Source organism: uncultured Agrobacterium sp., from assembly GCA_913777615.1.
Taxonomy (GTDB): Bacteria; Pseudomonadota; Alphaproteobacteria; order Rhizobiales; family Rhizobiaceae; genus Agrobacterium.
In genome coordinates this window covers 248,116-265,316 of sequence record CAJYTK010000007.1, presented here as the reverse complement: position 1 = coordinate 265,316, position 17,201 = coordinate 248,116, and the positions used below count along the sequence as shown (strand labels likewise).

The following is a 17,201-nucleotide window of genomic DNA, read 5'->3' as shown; positions in this document are numbered from 1 at the left end:
GCGCGCATCAAGAGTGCGCTCCATCGTCCTTCTTCTAAAATTTGTTCGATAACCGGGGTGCGGCGGCTCTGAGAACCAGACTTGGTTGCCGCGCTTCAGGCACAACTTGCAAGCAACCATCGGTCCTTTCCGGCCGCTTTCGCCTGATAAAGCAACCCATCCGCACCGGCCACAAGCTCATCGAGCGGCGTTTTCGTATCGGTCCAAACGCCGCCGATGGTGGCGCGAACCTCGACCATGGACCCGCCTATATCAACCGGCGCGCGCATGCTCTCCACGACCCTGGCGGCAATCTGCTCGGCAATACCGAGATCACCGGCGAGCACGATCACGAATTCATCGCCACCCGTGCGACAGACGAGGTCTTTGGACCGAACATTCAGCTCGAGGCGTCTAGCGGTTTCCAGCAGCACCTTGTCGCCTGCCGAGTGACCATGAACGTCGTTGACGATCTTGAAGCCATCTAGGTCCATCAGCAGAACCGACAACTCCCCCCCAAAAGAGAGCAGCGGATAATGCATGGTCAAACCGCGTCTGTTGAGCAGACCTGTAAGAGCATCCGTCTCCGAGCGACGCTCAAATTCCTTCAGGCGCAGATGCTCATCGGTAAAGTCGATGGCCACGCCCACGATACGGCGGGGCGTGCCGTCGGGATTGCGTAAAAGACGGCGGTCGCAACGAATCCAGCGCTCACCCGAGACGGTGTTGAGACGATATTCGGCGCAGGAGTGGTCCACCTCACCGGTCAGAAGAGGCGTCAGATCGGCAGAGGCCATGTCGCTTGGGTTGACCCTGGCGAGGTAGCGCTCGAGATCGAGCCGTTCGGCTTGAGGCCCCTCTATGAACTGGGCCAGGCGATCTGACGTTTCGAAGTGACCTCTTGCCACATCCATATGCCAAAAGCCGCCGCGCACCGCCTCCATAGCAAGCTCAAGCTGTGCCGCCTTTTCCGCCAGTTGACGTTCGCTCTCCTTCTGGGTGGAGATATCCTGAACCTGCGACAGCAACTGCACGACATTTCCGGTGGAGCCCCGCATTGCCGTCAGATGGATCACCACATAGACGACGGCTCCGTCTTTTTTGACGTAGCGCTTCTCGATGGAATAGCCATCGCGGGTTCCGGCGATGACCGAATTGAACAGTGTCTTGTCACGGTCGATATCGTCTGGATGGGCGAAATCTGAAAATGACATACACTGAAGCGCATCGAGAGGTATGCCGACGAGTCGGGAATAGGCCGTGTTGGCTCGACGGATGCGACCATCAACATCATGAAATACAATGCCGACCGGAGCATGTTCGAAAGCGAAATCGAAGAGCGCCAAGCGAGCTTGTGCATTTTCTCTCAGCCACTGCTCCCCTTTGTGCAAAATTCTCTCCTCGAACCAAATGAAGTGCCTATTTATTAGTAGGCGCGAATGTATTTGATTCAAGCACAAGAAATCATCGTCGAGTCTCGTCACCGTCTTGACCGGACGACGAAACGACGGGCTGTGCCTACAATATTGGCGGCAACGTCCTGGCTAGCGTTAAAATGTAAGGCCCGGCACAGCCAATGGATTGTCTGTCATTGCCTGACGATCCGGCCTGTCGATCGTCGCCGTTCCGGTAAACGCCGCGAAGAGATCTTTCACGAAATCCTCGCTCAAATCCTTTGTGATCAGCACCATGCGCGTGCGGCGATCCTCCGGATCGGGCCAGCCGTGCAAACGCTGCGGCGGATGAAAGATAGACTGCACGCCATGCAAAACAAGCGGCCTTTCCGTATTGTCTGAAAGCGCCACGATCGCCTTCATACGCAGAAGCTTTTCCCCATGGGCGGAGCGCAGCAAATCCACGAACATCTCTATGGCCATCGGATCGATGGGGCGATCGTGCAGAATTGAGAAAGATCGGATCGATGCATTGTGCCGGTTTACATCGTGATGGTGATGTCCGTGATGATGTTCATGATGCTCGCGACCATGATGGTGCTCGTGATCGGTAGCCTCCTGCCCCAGCCAGCGTCCCACATCCGGAGTCTTACGAGTGGCATCGTAAAGACCGTTATCCAGTAACGCGGTCGCGCTCCACATCTCCTGATCTCCATCCTCGATATCAGCTCGCGGATTGAGTCCCTTCAGCCTTTCGTTAAGCAGCGCGACTGCGTCTGGAGCGGCGAGCTTGCGCTTCGTTAACACCAGCCGATCGGCAACCGCCACCTGCTTGATGGCTTCTTCATGGTGATCGAGCGTCGACGCGCCATGTACGGCGTCCATGACGGTGATCACGCCATTCAGCATGAAATTCTGCGCGATGACCGGATTTCCCATGATCGATTGCATCACTGGCGCGGGGTCGGCAAGCCCGGTGGTCTCGATGACGACACGTTTGATCGGCTTCAGGCGCCCGGTTTGAATGCCGTCCATCAATTCGGCAAGTGTATCTACCAGTTCACCGCGAACCGTACAGCAAAGGCAGCCTTCGGCAAGCTCGATGATACCATCGCCCGAACGCTCCACCAGCAGATGGTCGATGCTGACATCGCCGAACTCGTTGATAATGATGGCCGCATCAGCCATTTCAGGATCTTTGAGAAGCCGGTTCAACAGCGTTGACTTGCCCGCGCCGAGGAAGCCAGTGAGAATGGAAACCGGTATGCGTTCGAATGCCATGAGGCACCTTTTCGTTATAATATTACAACTCTGCCCGATGTATCACAGTGTCAGCCAAGAAAGAAAGCCTACGATCGTCGTTCGGTGGCGTGGGCCGTTGTGAGCTCGTTAGACGCTTAAAATGCAGGGCGCGGTATCGGCACCGGCACATTTGCCATTTCCTTGCCACCATTACCTTTGGGCTCGGCTGGTACGACCGGCTCGGTGCCCGGAATAAGGCCCGCAAAGGAATAGACAGGCGGACGTGTCATCTCGCGAACATAGGGCGACTTGATGATCATGCGCCCTGCCTCGTCGCGGCTTTCGCTGCGTACCTTTGCGGCTTTCGGATTGCAGATATCCTTGCTGATATCGTTCACCGCAACCGTATCGCCATAGGGTGCGAGAGAGGCAAGCGATACCCCCTGCCCCGCAGGCGAAGTCAAGCCGAGCTGCAGCAATTCGGCAGATTCATCGGTCCGCCCGGCGAGGCTGTCGGAACCAAGAACCACGGAAATGACCTGCCGTCCGTCGCGCTTGGCAGAGGAAACCTGATTGAACCCGGAAGCGCAGATAAAGCCGGTTTTCATGCCGTCCGCCCCATCGAAACGGCCGACCAGCATGTTGTAGTTGGCGTAATTCTTCTTACCCGTGGTCACACCTTCCAGAGAGAAGTAACCCGAATATTCTGGAAACTCCCGCTTGATGATGAGCGCGAGAAGGGCGAGATCGCGCGCCGTGGTATATTGCCCGGCACCTGGAAGACCATTCGGATTGATGTAATGCGTAGACGACATGCCGAGGCGCGCAGCTTGCGCATTCATCTGAGCGACGAAATTTCCTTCGGTGCCACCGATAGTTTCGGCAATCGCCACAGCGACATCATTGGCCGACTTGATCAGCAATAGCTTCAGCGCGCTATCAAGAGTAAGCTTCGAACCGGGCTTGAAATACATCTTGCTGGCAGGTTGATCGGACGCATGCTTGCTGAAGACGACGGGCGTATCCGGACTGAGCTTGCCGGATTTCATCCCACTGAACGCGATATAGGCCGTCATCAGCTTGGTCAGCGAAGCCGGATACCATTTGCGAAAAGCTTCCTGATGCGCGATCACCTTGCCGCTTTTGACATCCACCACCATCTTGGGATTGGCATGAGCCAGCGATGTCATCGCCAATATGCTGGCAGCTATAGCGGCAACTATTTTTGAAAGTCGTCCGGCGGCGCGGCGTGTTCTGCGATCGTCTTGCAAGGCGTATCCTCAAATTCCCGTCTTCTTGGCGGGATTGGCAATATTCACCATATATGGCCTAGCAATGGCAAACTCCATTGATTGCGTCAATTATGCGGCGCAATATCAAGACAGAACCAGCACGATTCACGCATGCCGATTTGGAAGTCAGGACCGAGAGAATGCCGATTTTGAATAGAGCCGCCGAGTTACAGCAAGAAGCGACGCAGTGGCGGCGTCACCTTCATCAGAACCCGGAAATTCTCTATGATGTGCATGAGACCGCCCGCTTCATTACCGAGCAGTTGACCGCGTTCGGCGTGGATGAAGTCGTCAATGGAATCGGCCGCACAGGCGTGGTCGGCGTCATCCATGGCCGTAGCAAGACGGGCCGAACCGTCGCTCTGCGCTCCGATATGGATGCGCTTCCGATACTTGAGGAAAGCGGCAAGCCCTGGGCATCGACCACGCCCGGAAATATGCACGCCTGCGGCCATGACGGGCATATGGCCATGCTGCTTGGCGCTGCGAAATATCTTTGCGAAACCCGCAATTTCGATGGCTCCGTCGTGGTGATCTTCCAGCCTGCGGAAGAAGGGGGTGCCGGCGCGCTTGCTATGGTGGAAGACGGGCTGATGGACCGCTTCGGCGTGGACGAAGTCTATGGCATGCACAATATGCCGGGTATTCCGCTAGGCCAGTTCGCCATCCGCAAAGGTGGCATCATGGCCGCACCGGACAAGTTCACTATCATCGTCAAGGGGCAAGGCGGCCATGCTGCTCAGCCACATCGCACCGCCGACCCTATCGCCATTGGCGCACAGATCGTTACCAATCTGCAGTTGATCGCGTCTCGCAATGTCGATCCGGTACGCTCGGTTGTCGTGTCGGTGACGCGCTTCCAGGCAGGGACCAGCCACAACATCATTCCCAACGAGGCGATGATCGCCGGCACGGTGCGCACTCTCGATGAGGGGGTCCGCGACATGGCTGAAGCGCGAATTCGCCAGATCGCCGAGGGTATTGCTCTCGCCAACGGCGCCCAAGCGCAAGCCGAGTATCACCGTTATTGTCCAGTGACGTTCAATCATCCGGCAGAAACGGACTACGCCGCTCAGATCGCCCGCGATGTCGTTGGGGCAACCAACGTCGATGCGGATGTCGATCCATCCATGGCGGGGGAAGATTTCTCCTATATGCTGAATGAGCGCCCCGGCGCTTTCATCTTTATCGGCAACGGCGACACAGCCGGTCTTCATAACCCAAGCTACGACTTCAATGACGAAGCAATCGCCTACGGCATTTCCTATTGGGTAAAACTCGCGGAGCACCGCTTGCAGGACTGAGACAGCAAATTTCTGGGCACCGCGACTGCATGCCGCTAGAACGCGGTTGATCCTTAAAGCGCGGTGGGCTAAAAGCACCACTGTGTGTCCACGTAGCTCAGCAGGATAGAGCACAGGATTCCTAGAGAAATTGGGGGTCGCGACCGGAAACGACGCGATCGATCTGCTCAAAGTCGGGGAACGCTTCGCTGTGCTTTCAGCATGCCAATCCCGAGCCAAGCTTCGGAGAAATCCGTTGAAGGTGTAGAGACTGGATGGGCAGCACCTAAAGGCTTCAAAGCCCATGGTGAAGGGACAGTCCAGACCACGAACGCTCCCACCCAAAAAGGCGGGACGGCGGCGAAAGCCGAAGTGGTATGAATCCTGGGGTCGGAGGTTCGAATCCTCTCGTGGACACCAATTGTGCAATGAAATCAAAAACTTAATGGATTGTCGCGTCGGTGACGCGTGGAATTGTCAATGTTACCATTCTATCGATCATCCTAACTGTCACCGCTCATCTGGGATGCGCGTATCGCGCCGAAAGCTCCGTCCAGATACCGAAACTTAAGTCGCCAATATCAATGCGACTTCCGAGGCGTCTCGGATTTTGAAAAGGTGCGACCCGGCAAGGAGTGACAGCGTCGAGCCCGACTGTGGGCAGTCTAGTGGCCACTCTTCCGTTCCATGCGCATCATAGCCGCTGCTTTTTCCGCAATCATCACCACCGGTGAGGCGGTGTTGCCGGAGACGATCCGCGGCATGATCGAAGCATCGACAATGCGCAGCCCCTGAACACCTTTTACACGTAGCGCTGGATCGACCACGGCGTCAGCGTCCACTCCCATACGGCAGGTACCGACGGGGTGAAATATGGTGGTGGCGATATCGCCTGTCTTTTTCAAGAGCTCATCATCGTCCTGGAATTGAGTGCCGGGAAGGAGTTCATTTGGCTCATAGGGCCGCAGGGCATCGGTCGCCATTACTTGCCGGGCCTGACGGATTGCCGCGATAGCAACCGAACGATCTTGGTCTGTCGACAGATAATTCGGCCTGATCTCGGGTTGCCGGTCAGGATCGGTCGAGGTGATGTGGCATGTCCCGACACTGCTCGGCCGCAACTGGCAGACCGACACGGTAATGGCCGGGAAAGAATGCAAAGGATCGCCAAGCTTTTCGGTAGACAGAGGTTGCACATGGTACTCAATGTCCGGACGGTTCGCGCCCGGAGTGGACCGCGTAAACATGCCGAACTGGCTCGGCGCCATCGACATTGGCCCCGAGCGCATCAGCGCATATTCCGCTGCGATCTTGATCTTGCCTCGCCAGGAGTTGGCCAGCTGGTTGAGCGTAACGGTGTTCTTTACCTTGAAGACGGTGCGAATTTGCAGATGATCCTGTAGGTTCTCGCCCACAGCCGGTCTTGCCAGGTTGACCTCGATTCCGAGCGAACGAAGACGCTCCGGATCGCCGATACCGGAGAGCTCCAAAAGCTTCGGTGAGTTGATGGCGCCGGCTGCCAGGATCACCTCGCTGCTGGCTTTTACATGGAAAAAACCTGCGGATGCGCGATACTCAACACCTGTGACGCGGTTTCCATCCATGGTCAGTCGCTCCACCAGCGCATGCTTGATCACACGAAGATTGGGGCGCTTGAGTGCAGGACGCAAGAAGCCGCGTGCCGTGTTCCAGCGCACGCCTTTGTGTTGGTTCACATCGAAGAAACCTGACCCCTCATTGTCACCATCATTGAAATCTGCGCGTGGCTTGATGCCCAGTTCGCCTGCGCCCGCCTGCACTGCCTCGAGGATTTTCCACTTCAGCCGCTGGCGACTGACCTTCCACGGACCACCGGTCGAGTGCATCTCACCTTGCGGACCATGATAGTCCTCTGATCGCTTGAAAAAAGGTAGAACGTCTGACCATCCCCAGCCCTCATTGCCGAGCTCACGCCAGCCGTCATAATCGGCTGCCTGTCCGCGCATGTAGATCATGCCATTGACCGATGTGCAGCCACCCAGCACCTTGCCGCGTGGGTAAGCAAGGCTGCGCCCATTGAGGCCCGCTTCGGGTGCTGTGCGCATCATCCAGTCGGTCCGCGGATTGCCAATGCAATAGAGATAGCCAACGGGGATCTGCACCCAATGATAGCGGTCGGAGCCCCCTGCTTCCAGCAGCAGGACACGCACAGATGGATCTTCGCTCAGGCGGGCAGCCAGCACGCAGCCTGCCGTTCCGGCACCGACGATCACGTAATCATACTGGCCATCCAGGCTTATCGTTCCCGCCATTGTTCACGTCCTTTCTGGTGCCGGTGATCGCGATGGAGCACCACGAACCATCTCACCCTAATTTTTCGATGCGTTCCAGAGGTTGCGCATCTGCCTGCTGAGATCTCGCGCATCGAGCCATCTCGCCGCATTTAAAGACAGCGCAACAGAACTAGACCTCACGATTGAATGCTTTTTGCCGGTCCAATGATATAGTCGAGTAAAATACAATCCGCTTACGCCATCAAAGCTCGGCCAACCGGCAGCTTGCGTCCGTGGCGGCTGCTGACGTTCCTCCCCCAAAAAAATCAGGCCATTTTGGCCTGGAGTTTTCCGCGTACGATCCCTGAGAGTAAGAACAGTAGATTCGATGAAAGCATCAAAGTTTTCGCTGCGCATTCATCCGGTCCAACAGCATAGACAGCGTTTTATCGATCACTTTTACCAGAAACCCCAGTGCGCTGAGAAAGCGCTTTAATCAGTCGTTATCGTTGGGAATGTTCAGCAAGTGTCCACACGCCTTGCAGTGGACGGCGTCCACCTCGTGGCGCTGAAGCCCACAAGCCTCGCAGGGGTAGAGCACTTTGTAGGGGCGGACGATAGATTGGGCCAACCTGACAAACAATGAAATGCCGACGATCATGGTCACGACAGATGTGAGTTTGCCCAATGGACCAGGAAGCGTTATGTCCCCGAACCCTGTCGTGGTCATGGTCGCGACAGTGAAGTAAAGAGCGTCGATAAACCCGACAAGGCCGTTCTGGTGATAGAAAAACGTCGTGTACACGAACCCCGTCACCATAAACAGGAACACCAGAAAGTTGAGGGATGCCCGCACGACATCCCTGTAGGAATGACAGCCCAATCGTTTCAAAATGACAGCAAAGAGCGGACTCTCACCTATGGCCCAGAGGCGCATCGCTCTGAGGAAGGCGAAGTTGAAAAGAGCGTTGGGAAAAAGAAGCGTTCCAAGAATGACAAGATCGATCCAGGTCATCGGTCTTTTAAGAATGGCGCGCAGCGAACCAGCAGCAAAGATCCGCGCCAGCAATTCGGCAAAAATCCAAACCGCGATCATGTAGTCGATGATCAGATAGGAAGGTCCGCTTCGCAAGAACGGTCCGAAGATGAAAAACGAAATGATCGTCACATCGATCACGGCGAGCGCCGCTTGCCAGCGAAGCGCCCACCTATCGCCTCCGCGCTCGACGCGGCGCAAATTCATCTGCAAAATCTCTAAACGAGACGGCATGGATCTTCTGGTTCTTGTCGGTGAGGCCATTTCTCACGGATAAGCGCGGGATGTCATTGGGTCAACGGCAAGAACGACGGCCGCATGTAAGAGCTCCAGATTCAGTCCGATGAGGTGAACAAGCGGATGGAGCAAAATCGCCGCTCAAACCTATGGTCGAACTGGTTCGCGCCTCGGCAAAAGCAAACTGATCTCAATATTGTCGGTTGGGAAAACCTGACCGACGGACTACTCGTGGCGCAGAGCTTCGATCGGGCTAAGGCTTGCGGCGCGTCGCGCAGGGAAATAGCCGAAGACCACGCCGATGGCGGCTGAAAAAGCAAAAGCGATGGCAATGATCGTCGGGCTCGTGACGAAAGGGACCCCGAGGAAGCTCACAACCGAATAGGCCAGTGCAAGGCCTGTCAAAATTCCCGCAATGCCACCGAAGGCCGAAAGCATGACGGCCTCGACGAGGAACTGCGTCAGCACCTGTTTTTCCAAGGCGCCGATAGCAAGCCGTATGCCGATTTCGCGTGTTCGTTCAGTCACCGAAACCAGCATGATGTTCATGATACCGATGCCGCCGACCAGAAGACTGACGGCAGCAACAGCACCGAGCAAGCCCGTCAGCAGCGTCGTGGTTCCGGTCATCGCGGACGCGATCTGAGCCATGTCATTGACGGTGAAATCGTCCTGGCGGCCAAGTCCGATGCGCCGGCGCTCACGCAACAGGTTTTCTAGGTCGGATTGCACCTTGGCCGTCGACACCCCATCCTGCGCCGAGACCATAATGGAGGAAATGGTCGTCGTGCCACCGATGCGGCGCTGATGGATTTTCAGCGGCATGATCACGGTGTCATCCTGGTCATCGCCAAGCCCGGACTGCCCTTTGCGCCCCAAAACCGCGATGACCGGGCAGGAGATATTACTAACGCGGATCGTCTGACCCACGGGATCGGCTGAACCGAACAGCTCCTGGCGAACAGTTTCACCAATGATGCAGCCGATCTGCCCACCGCGATCTTCAGCAGGCAGAAACTCGCGGCCAAGCGCTATCGTCCAGTCTTGGGCAATCAGATAGTCGTTGGTGGTTCCCACGACACTTGTCTGATGATTTTTTCCGCCATAGATAACCGTTGCCGCGGATGACCTGTTCAAAGGCGCGACGGCCCTCACACCGCTGATCTGTTCACGGATGGCCTGCACATCGCTATCTGTAAAACGTTTCGCGTCGACACTGGCGCGACCCGGGCCGAATTGTCCGGGCCTGAGGAAGAGCATGTTGGTGCCGAGGCGCGAAAGCTCCGATTTAACCTGCGCGGTCGTGCCGTTACCGATTGTGACCATGGCGATGACTGCTGCAACACCGATAACAACACCAAGCACGGTGAGGAATGACCGAAGCATATTGCGGCTGATGGCACGCATGGCAAGCCTGACGGTTTCAAAGAACATCCGCGTCCTCCCTCATCGGCTCGGCGGCGCTGTCTGAATCCAGATGGCCATCGACGAAACGCAGCAGACGTTTGGCGTGCGCAGCGATGTCCTCTTCGTGGGTCACCATTACGACGGTAATGCCGCGATCGCGATTAAGCGAAGTTATCAACTCCATGATCTCGATACTGGTTTTCGTGTCGAGATTGCCCGTCGGCTCGTCTGCAAGAAGCAGTGCCGGCTTGGTAACGATGGCGCGCGCGATCGCCACACGCTGCTGCTGGCCGCCAGAAAGCTCCTGAGTGGTGTGGTGCTCACGCCCCTTAAGCCCCACCTGCGCTAAGGCCTCCATGGCAAGTGCGCGCCGCTCCCCGGATTTCATGCCGCGATAGATCAGGGGGAGTTCGACATTCTCGACAGCCGAGGTGCGTGACAGCAGGTTGAAGCCTTGAAAGACAAAGCCCAGCATATGGCGGCGAAGCAGCGTCAAATGCTCATTGTCAAAGCCGCTGGTCGGCACACCCTGAAACAGATATTCCCCTGCGGTCGGAGTATCCAGGCAGCCGATAATGTTCATCGACGTGGATTTTCCGGAGCCGGACGGCCCCATTATGGCGACGAATTCGTGTTCCTTGATCGACAGGCTGACGCCGTCCAGCGCCCGGATGGCCGCTTCGCCTTTGCCATATTGTTTCACCACATCGCGGAATTCGATCAGAGGCGGCGCGCTCATGCTTTCACTCCCGCCTAGCTGCTGCGTTGGGTTGCGTCGGTGATCACTTGGTCGCCGGGCTTCAACTCTTCCGAAGTCACGGCGGTGAACTGGCCATCGGTAGAGCCAGCCTGGACAGAGACGCTCAATGGCGTGCCGTTGCGCAATACCCACACCTGACGCTTGCCCGCTGCAGCCTGCTCGGCGCTGCCTCCGCGCGATCTGTTCATACGCGGAGGCCGGAACAAGCCCATGAGGCCGCCACCGCGCGACGCATTCTCGCGGGGCGGTGTGTAGCGCAAGGCAGCGTTGGGTACCAGCAGCGCATCCTTCACATGCTCGACCACGATATTTGCGGTCGCCGTCATGCCAGGGCGCAGCAACAGCTCTGCATTATCGACGGTGAGGATACCCTTGTAGGTCACGACATTGGATACGGTTTCCGAAGCAAAACGAACGGTTTCGATTTTTGCTGGGAAACGGCGCTCAGGATAGGCATCCACATTGAAGGTCGCCTCCTGACCAGCCTCGACTTTGCCGACATCCGCTTCATCGATCGAAACCTGAAGCTCCATGCGGCGCAAATCTCCTGCAATAGTGAACAGCACAGGCGCGTTCAAAGACGACGCCACGGTCGCGCCGGGATCGACATCACGCGTGAGGATGACGCCATCGATAGGAGAAACGATCTTTGCCTTGCTGAGATTGACCTCCGCAAGCCGCAAATCCGCCTCGGATGAAAGCACGCTCGCCTCATTGACTTCCAACGTTGCTGCCGCAGCATCGCGGTTAAACTGCGCGGCATCGAGATCCTGCTGGCTGGACACACGGCTTTGCACCAGCGAGCGCAAGCGTTCGAGCGATGTATTGGCCGAACCGAGATCTGCCCTCGCCTTCGCTACGCTGGCTCTTGCCGAGGCGAGTTTGGCGCGCGCGCTTTGCACATCGGCTTCGAGTTTGTTGGTATCGAGTTCGGCCAGCACGTCTGCAGCCTTGACGGAACTGTTGAAGGTCACATTGACCTTGCGGATAGTACCGGAGAGTTCGCTCGATATATCCACTTGGTCGGTGGGCTGAACCGAACCGGTCGAGGTGACAATGACGGAAAGATCGCCCCGCTTTGCCTCCTGCGTCGTGTAGCTATAGGCCACCCTCGCGCCCGCGAAGGCAAAATAGTAAGTCGCTGCGCCTGCGATCATCAGCAGCGCAAGAAAGATATAGAGCGAACGTCTCGATTTCTTCTTGCCCGTTTTCGAAGACGCCAGAATGTCGCGAAGGTCCGGCTTCGCATTCTGGCTGTTCGTATTGTCGCTATTGGCATCCAACTCGTTCATTCCCATTACATGAGCGATTGCAGAAGTCTTAAGGCTTGATAGGTGGCTATCGAAGGCCGCTACCGCAACTGCTAAAATACGTCTGCCGGATCGCTTGGCACAGCCAGAGGGATGGGTGAAGTGAAAACTTCGTAATCTGACCCGGCTTCCGACAGCGCTTTAAGGAAGTGACCGACCGGCGATCGAGAAAAAACAAACGAAAAGGTGATTTTAGCTGTTGCAGGGTCTGCGGTAACCGTGTATCTCCCCGCTCACGACATCGGCGGAGTGTAGCGCAGTCTGGTAGCGCATCTGGTTTGGGACCAGAGGGTCGGGAGTTCGAATCTCTCCACTCCGACCATTCGACAAATCAATGATTTGTCTGAAATTTATTACTTCCCTATAATTAAATTTTTTGTGAGAGCTGAGCGGGCTCCGATATTCGGGATTTCGCGGCTCTATGAAGTATCAAGTCCAGAACGCCACTCATTACGCATCGAATCGCGATCTCAAGCCTTGAGCGAGTCAGGCACCGCCTATTGTTGGGAGACCAAGATCGATTTGCCCTTAGCTGAGCAAATTCAGCATGTCAGGCGTCATACTCCAAATTGAAAGTGCATCCAGATCAAGACGCAAAGCGCTACGCCGCCTATGACGACCGCCAAAATCTTGCCTTGACCGGGAGGACGGGGTTTTTTCGACGGCTGCGGCTTGCGGAACTTGATGACGTTATCGCTCATGATCGGTGTCTCCTCTTGGTCGCCGCGATACAATCTGCTTCGCGCGTCTCATTCAAGCGTGCCATTGGCTTTTTTCTGTTGTCGAAGCCTGCGATCTTTCGGTGGGGTGCCATGCTTCTATCGTCCTTGAACCCATGCACCGCTCTTTCAGAAAATCGATTACGATTTTAAGACCGATGCTGTAGCATCTACCAACCTACCGGCTTGACTTCGCGCATGAGTCGGTCCAAGTGAAATTCCGATGCCGACCGTAATACAATGGTTACGGAAGGCCGCGTAGAAAGAGCGTCATCGCGCTTGAGCGCAAGACTGGAGCAGTTGAAATGTCTGCAAAAATTTATCGTCCGGCAAAGACCGCCATGCAGTCTGGCAAAGCCAAGACGAATATCTGGGTGCTGGAATTCGACGCCGAGGTTCCGCGCAAGATTGACCCGATCATGGGCTACACGTCCTCCTCGGACATGAAGCAGCAGGTCAAGCTCAACTTCGAGACGCAGGAACAGGCAGAAGCCTACGCGCAGCGCAAGGGCATCGATTACCGCGTGATCCAGCCAAAGGAAGCAGAGCGGCAGACGGTTTCCTACACGGACAATTTCCGCTACACCCGCACGCAGCCTTGGACGCACTAACCGTTTCCGGCGCCTTCACGGCGTCGTAAGTGGCCCCTTAGCTCAACTGGATAGAGCAACTGCCTTCTAAGCAGTAGGTCGCAGGTTCGAGTCCTGCAGGGGTCGCCATACACTTTACAAGCAATTGATTTTTTAATGTGAATTTCACGCAATCCCTCACTAGAAAACACGTGGGGATAGAGATCTTCGGATAACGCTTTCTTCTCGTTGGGTCCAACCCGCCTATCCTAAAAGCAGCATCAACGCTGATGCGGCGCGATCCATGCCTCGATCATCTACGCGGCCCCTTGTTGATCGTCGCCTCCATCCGCGGCACGTGTTCCTCAATCAATTGGATCGTCACGCTTTTGTCGGTCATCATGTTGGGAACGGGAGCGACCATCTCGCTGGATGATTTTCTTGAGGTCGTGCAACGGCCTTTCGATGTGACGTTCGGCTTGGCGGGCTGGTTTTTGATCATGCCGCTTCTCGCAGTTTCGCCGATAAATCTCATCCCGACGCCCCGGAAAGTTGTCGCTAGCGTTATACTTGTTGTTGCCGCCCCAGCGGCACCTTCTCGAATGTCATGACCTACCTCTCAAAAGATCATGTTGCCCTTTCGGTCGCCTGCCCATCGGTAACGACACCTGCGGCCCCGATCATCACGCCTCCCCTGGTCTGGGTTTGCCAGCTAGCACTAGCCTGTCCATGGCTGGGCGAAGTTCATGGGCATCATCAAGCGGTCGTCATACGACTGGCGTTCGGTGCGCTTCTCTAGAAATTGCTGCCATCCTTTGTCAGAGCAGCCGTTCCGGTGCTGCCGCTGTGGTCGGCGGGTCCAAAGCCTCGATTGTCCAGTCAGGCATCATGATTTTCGGGATGGTTTTCCTGCATAATGGTCTTGGCGATCCACTTGATTTGTTTGCCGCAAAGACAGTCGGGCTGACGCTTGCTAAACGCAAAGCGATCACAATCGAAGTCGGCATGAAAAATTTGCGGCTCGACGCTGCGCTGGACAACACGTATTTCTCGCCACCGGCAGACGTCCTGAGCGCGATTTTTCAGTGCCGGGCACAACATCGGCGCATGACTGGCGAACTGGTTTGCCACACGGGAAAGCTGAGCACGAGATTGCGAAAGTCGGCCTCCTCTCAAACTTGCTAAATCGCCTCTCGCTCTCCATATGAATGAGATGCGAATTGGGGAGTAGGACCGTGAGCGTTGCCTTTGTAAAAGAAGAAAGTGCAGAGACTGCAGCGGAAACCCAACTGCCGGATCGCCCCATCTCCCAACATCCCAATCTCGTCACTGAGGAAGGTCTCAAGCGCCTCGAAGAACAGATGAAAGCTGCCCGTGCGGCACACGAGATTGCCAATGCGGTAGAGGATGTGAATGAACGCAGGCGCCAGATTGCGCCGCACCTCCGAGATATCCGCTATCTTGCGGAGCGGCTGCGCACCGCCCAGTTAATGCCCGCCCCAGAAACGACCGAGATTGTTTCTTTTGGAAGTACCGTCACCTTCACTCGTGAAGATGGTCGCGTCCAAACCTATCGTATCGTCGGCGAGGACGAGGCAGATCCGAAGGCGGGATCCATTTCCTACGTTTCACCCGTTGCCCGTGCACTAAATGGCAAGGCTGTTGGTGATATTGCCACGGTGGGCGGACAAGAACTGGAAATAACCGCCATTCACTAGGCCACCAGTTGCAGGAGGTTGAAATAACGGGTAACTGCCCTGTTACTTGACTTTCAGCAAAAGGTTTACTGCGCATGGCGTTGGAATTCCTCGTCACTCATTCCGGCGGCTTCCATGCCGATGAACTGCTTTCCAGCGTCATCCTCACCCGCCTTTATCCAGGGGCGCAAATCGTTCGGAGCCGCGCGCCGGAATGGATCACGCCTTCAAAAGACCGGATCATCTATGATGTCGGCGGCGCTTATGATGCAGAGGCGCAGATCTTCGATCACCATCAGCGCGGTGCGCCGCTGCGTGAGAACGGCCAGCCCTATAGCTCATTCGGCCTTGTGTGGAAGCACTACGGTCGCGACTATCTCACCGCGCTTGGCATTCCTGCAGCCGACATCGAAGACGTCCACGCGTCTTTCGACAAAAGCTTCGTGCTACCGATCGACCTCACAGACAATGGGGCGCTGAGTCCTGCCATTGCCGGAGAACTCGCGGGCCTTACCCTGCCGTCATTGCTAGAAACGCTGAAGCCTTCGTTCGACAACCGTGAACCAGGCGCCGATGACGCAGCATTTCATGGCGCGCTTACGATTGCTCGCGCGTTTGTTGAAGCCGGGATCGAGAAGAAAGCGGCAAAACTCAGAGCAGAAACGCTTGTTCTAAAAGCCATAGAACAACAGACCGGCGAAAGCCGCATTCTGGAATTGCCGATCGGAATGCCCTTCCGCCCGGCCATCGTAAAAGCCGGTGCAGACCACCTACTTTTCGTCGTTCACCCGCGTGATAAGGACTGGTGCGTAACAGGCATCCGCCGTGCTGAAGAAGGCTTCGAACTTCGCGCCGATCTTCCGGTTTCCTGGGCGGGTTTGACCAATGGCGATCTGGAGCGGGCAAGTGGTGTCGAAGGCGCAACCTTCTGCCACAATGGTCGCTTCATTGCAGCGGCAAAGACGCGAGAAGCCGCAATGATGATGGCGAAAATCGCCACGAAGGAAGCCCTGTTAGAGCGGCAGTCTGCCTGAATACTGCTTGGAAAACGAACCGAAGCGGCGCGTGAAGACAAGCACCGCAATGCCACGGGCACCTATCAGACGCTTGCCTCCGCCTCACGCTGTTTAGCGAGCGCTGCAAGATCTGCCGCCTTCAGTTCGACGGATTCGCCGCATCCACAGGCCGATGTCTGGTTCGGATTGTTGAAGGTGAAGCCGGAGCGCATCTTGGTGACTTCGAAATCCATCTGCGTGCCCAGCAGATACAGCACAGCGGAAGGCTGCACCCAAACCTTTGCACCGTCGTTCTCGATCAGATCATCCTTGGCATCAGGCTCCGTGACCAGATCGATGGTATATTCCATCCCGGCGCAGCCGCCTTTTTTGATGCCGACGCGCACGCCCTTGGCGTCCGCACCGGAATTATCGACGATCGCCTTGACGCGAGAGGCCGCAGCCTCCGTCATTGTCATCACTGCAAAGCCCATGGGCTCCTCACTCCTTCGACAGTCGGGTTCAAGGCCCGATGTTTATGGACTCAAATCTAGTCCTGCGTGGCGATGGTATCAAGACGTGCCCGCTGTCTAATCGACCGCGATCAATACCAGCCAACCGCAACCTGCGCTTCTTCCGACATGCGATCCGGGGTCCATGGCGGATCAAAGGTCATTTCCACCGTGACGCCGGATACGCCCTCGACAGCGCCGACCGCGTTTTCCACCCAACCCGGCATTTCACCAGCGACCGGGCAGCCAGGTGCTGTCAGCGTCATGACGATCTTGACCATACGGTCGTCTTCGATGTCGATCTTGTAGACGAGACCCAATTCGAAGATATCGGCCGCAATTTCAGGGTCGTAGACAGTCTTCAGCGCTGCGATCACATCGTCACTGAGGCGCGCCAGCTCATCCGGAGAAAGACTGGAGGCTTTAGCGGGGGCAGGTCCAGCCTCTTGCGCGGGCGATTGTGCCAGATCCTGTGGCTGTTCAGTCGTGTCGGTGCTCATGGTCCTGATCCTCTATC

The 17,201-nt window shown here is 56.4% G+C and carries 17 protein-coding genes, 2 tRNA genes and 1 pseudogene; 7 read left to right on the top strand and 13 right to left on the bottom strand.

From position 1 onward, the window contains the following. Positions 1–95: 95 nt before the first annotated feature. The 3 genes from QZ862_RS06890 to QZ862_RS06880 form a co-directional block, all read right to left on the bottom strand. Positions 96–1,370: a sensor domain-containing diguanylate cyclase gene (locus tag QZ862_RS06890; protein ID WP_296098434.1), complete on the bottom strand. Its 1,275-nt coding sequence runs from the start codon at positions 1,368–1,370 to the stop codon at positions 96–98. A 159-nt stretch (positions 1,371–1,529) separates the two neighbouring features. After that, positions 1,530–2,654 (bottom strand): GTP-binding protein, encoded by a 1,125-nt coding sequence (locus QZ862_RS06885; RefSeq protein ID WP_296098432.1) that lies wholly within the window; start codon positions 2,652–2,654, stop codon positions 1,530–1,532. Positions 2,655–2,770: 116 nt separating this feature from the next. Further along, positions 2,771–3,826, bottom strand: a complete 1,056-nt coding sequence (locus QZ862_RS06880; protein ID WP_296098604.1) for a D-alanyl-D-alanine carboxypeptidase family protein — start codon at positions 3,824–3,826, stop codon at positions 2,771–2,773. A gap of 221 nt (positions 3,827–4,047) precedes the next feature. Between QZ862_RS06880 and QZ862_RS06875 the strand changes: the two genes are divergently transcribed. Further along, entirely contained in the window at positions 4,048–5,211 is a 1,164-nt protein-coding gene (locus tag QZ862_RS06875; RefSeq protein WP_296098430.1) for a M20 aminoacylase family protein, read from the top strand. A gap of 644 nt (positions 5,212–5,855) precedes the next feature. Here the strand turns inward: QZ862_RS06875 and QZ862_RS06870 are convergent. The 5 genes from QZ862_RS06870 to QZ862_RS06850 all read right to left on the bottom strand — a co-directional run bounded on the left by QZ862_RS06870 (position 5,856) and on the right by QZ862_RS06850 (position 12,174). After that, positions 5,856–7,481 (bottom strand): GMC family oxidoreductase N-terminal domain-containing protein, encoded by a 1,626-nt coding sequence (locus tag QZ862_RS06870; RefSeq protein WP_296098429.1) that lies wholly within the window; start codon positions 7,479–7,481, stop codon positions 5,856–5,858. Positions 7,482–7,938: 457 nt separating this feature from the next. Continuing rightward, complete coding sequence (locus QZ862_RS06865; RefSeq protein WP_296098427.1) at positions 7,939–8,685, bottom strand: potassium channel family protein; 747 nt, start codon at positions 8,683–8,685, stop codon at positions 7,939–7,941. A gap of 255 nt (positions 8,686–8,940) precedes the next feature. Beyond that, a complete protein-coding gene (locus tag QZ862_RS06860; RefSeq protein ID WP_296098425.1) occupies positions 8,941–10,149 on the bottom strand; it encodes an ABC transporter permease in 1,209 nt (402 codons plus the stop codon). Continuing rightward, positions 10,139–10,861: an ABC transporter ATP-binding protein gene (locus QZ862_RS06855; protein WP_296098423.1), complete on the bottom strand. Its 723-nt coding sequence runs from the start codon at positions 10,859–10,861 to the stop codon at positions 10,139–10,141. Before QZ862_RS06855 ends, QZ862_RS06860 begins: the two co-directional genes overlap by 11 nt. Positions 10,862–10,875: 14 nt before the next feature. Further along, the gene (locus QZ862_RS06850) at positions 10,876–12,174 is read right to left on the bottom strand and encodes an efflux RND transporter periplasmic adaptor subunit (RefSeq protein ID WP_296098421.1); all 1,299 of its coding nucleotides are present in this window, start codon (positions 12,172–12,174) and stop codon (positions 10,876–10,878) included. Between the two features lie 263 nt (positions 12,175–12,437). On the opposite strand from QZ862_RS06850, the gene QZ862_RS06845 reads away from it, so the two are divergent. After that, positions 12,438–12,514, top strand: a tRNA-Pro gene (locus tag QZ862_RS06845). A 235-nt stretch (positions 12,515–12,749) separates the two neighbouring features. On the opposite strand, the gene QZ862_RS06840 is transcribed toward QZ862_RS06845, so the two are convergent. Further along, positions 12,750–12,893, bottom strand: coding sequence for a hypothetical protein (locus QZ862_RS06840; RefSeq protein ID WP_296098420.1), 144 nt, complete (start codon positions 12,891–12,893; stop codon positions 12,750–12,752). 323 nt (positions 12,894–13,216) lie between these two features. Between QZ862_RS06840 and QZ862_RS06835 the strand changes: the two genes are divergently transcribed. Together QZ862_RS06835 and QZ862_RS06830 are read left to right on the top strand one after the other, a co-directional pair. Beyond that, positions 13,217–13,522, top strand: a complete 306-nt coding sequence (locus QZ862_RS06835; protein ID WP_296036838.1) for an ETC complex I subunit — start codon at positions 13,217–13,219, stop codon at positions 13,520–13,522. Positions 13,523–13,553: 31 nt separating this feature from the next. After that, positions 13,554–13,630 (top strand) — tRNA-Arg (locus QZ862_RS06830). A 163-nt stretch (positions 13,631–13,793) separates the two neighbouring features. Here QZ862_RS06830 and QZ862_RS21315 read toward each other — a convergent pair. Then, positions 13,794–14,015: a hypothetical protein gene (locus QZ862_RS21315; protein WP_363315910.1), complete on the bottom strand. Its 222-nt coding sequence runs from the start codon at positions 14,013–14,015 to the stop codon at positions 13,794–13,796. On the opposite strand from QZ862_RS21315, the pseudogene QZ862_RS21310 reads away from it, so the two are divergent. Further along, a pseudogene (locus QZ862_RS21310) lies at positions 13,909–14,279 on the top strand (hypothetical protein). The gene QZ862_RS21315 and the pseudogene QZ862_RS21310 overlap by 107 nt on opposite strands. Before the next feature lie 80 nt (positions 14,280–14,359). On the opposite strand, the gene QZ862_RS06820 reads toward QZ862_RS21310, so the two are convergent. Continuing rightward, on the bottom strand, positions 14,360–14,611 hold the full coding sequence (locus QZ862_RS06820; protein WP_296098419.1) for a hypothetical protein: 252 nt from the start codon (positions 14,609–14,611) through the stop codon (positions 14,360–14,362). A 104-nt stretch (positions 14,612–14,715) separates the two neighbouring features. Here QZ862_RS06820 and greA point away from each other — a divergent pair, with 104 nt between their 5' ends. Both greA and QZ862_RS06810 read left to right on the top strand, forming a co-directional pair. Further along, on the top strand, positions 14,716–15,198 hold the full coding sequence (greA, locus tag QZ862_RS06815) for a transcription elongation factor GreA (RefSeq protein WP_296098418.1): 483 nt from the start codon (positions 14,716–14,718) through the stop codon (positions 15,196–15,198). Positions 15,199–15,272: 74 nt separating this feature from the next. Continuing rightward, positions 15,273–16,211: an MYG1 family protein gene (locus QZ862_RS06810; RefSeq protein ID WP_296098410.1), complete on the top strand. Its 939-nt coding sequence runs from the start codon at positions 15,273–15,275 to the stop codon at positions 16,209–16,211. A 65-nt stretch (positions 16,212–16,276) separates the two neighbouring features. Here QZ862_RS06810 and sufA read toward each other — a convergent pair whose 3' ends face one another. Next, positions 16,277–16,666, bottom strand: coding sequence for a Fe-S cluster assembly scaffold SufA (gene sufA / locus QZ862_RS06805; RefSeq protein WP_296098408.1), 390 nt, complete (start codon positions 16,664–16,666; stop codon positions 16,277–16,279). Between the two features lie 110 nt (positions 16,667–16,776). Beyond that, positions 16,777–17,184 (bottom strand): SUF system Fe-S cluster assembly protein, encoded by a 408-nt coding sequence (locus tag QZ862_RS06800; protein WP_296098406.1) that lies wholly within the window; start codon positions 17,182–17,184, stop codon positions 16,777–16,779. Between the last annotated feature and the right edge of the window lie 17 nt (positions 17,185–17,201).

Coding starts and splice junctions, on each gene's coding strand:
- QZ862_RS06885 (WP_296098432.1), bottom strand. CDS start 2,654: ATGGCATTCGAACGCATACCGGTTTCCATTCTCACTGGCTTCCTCGGC.
- QZ862_RS06875 (WP_296098430.1), top strand. CDS start 4,048: ATGCCGATTTTGAATAGAGCCGCCGAGTTACAGCAAGAAGCGACGCAG.
- QZ862_RS06870 (WP_296098429.1), bottom strand. CDS start 7,481: ATGGCGGGAACGATAAGCCTGGATGGCCAGTATGATTACGTGATCGTC.
- QZ862_RS06865 (WP_296098427.1), bottom strand. CDS start 8,685: ATGAATTTGCGCCGCGTCGAGCGCGGAGGCGATAGGTGGGCGCTTCGC.
- QZ862_RS06860 (WP_296098425.1), bottom strand. CDS start 10,149: ATGTTCTTTGAAACCGTCAGGCTTGCCATGCGTGCCATCAGCCGCAAT.
- QZ862_RS06855 (WP_296098423.1), bottom strand. CDS start 10,861: ATGAGCGCGCCGCCTCTGATCGAATTCCGCGATGTGGTGAAACAATAT.
- QZ862_RS06850 (WP_296098421.1), bottom strand. CDS start 12,174: ATGAACGAGTTGGATGCCAATAGCGACAATACGAACAGCCAGAATGCG.
- QZ862_RS06840 (WP_296098420.1), bottom strand. CDS start 12,893: ATGAGCGATAACGTCATCAAGTTCCGCAAGCCGCAGCCGTCGAAAAAA.
- QZ862_RS06835 (WP_296036838.1), top strand. CDS start 13,217: ATGTCTGCAAAAATTTATCGTCCGGCAAAGACCGCCATGCAGTCTGGC.
- QZ862_RS21315 (WP_363315910.1), bottom strand. CDS start 14,015: ATGAGATTTATCGGCGAAACTGCGAGAAGCGGCATGATCAAAAACCAG.
- QZ862_RS06810 (WP_296098410.1), top strand. CDS start 15,273: ATGGCGTTGGAATTCCTCGTCACTCATTCCGGCGGCTTCCATGCCGAT.
- sufA (WP_296098408.1), bottom strand. CDS start 16,666: ATGGGCTTTGCAGTGATGACAATGACGGAGGCTGCGGCCTCTCGCGTC.
- QZ862_RS06800 (WP_296098406.1), bottom strand. CDS start 17,184: ATGAGCACCGACACGACTGAACAGCCACAGGATCTGGCACAATCGCCC.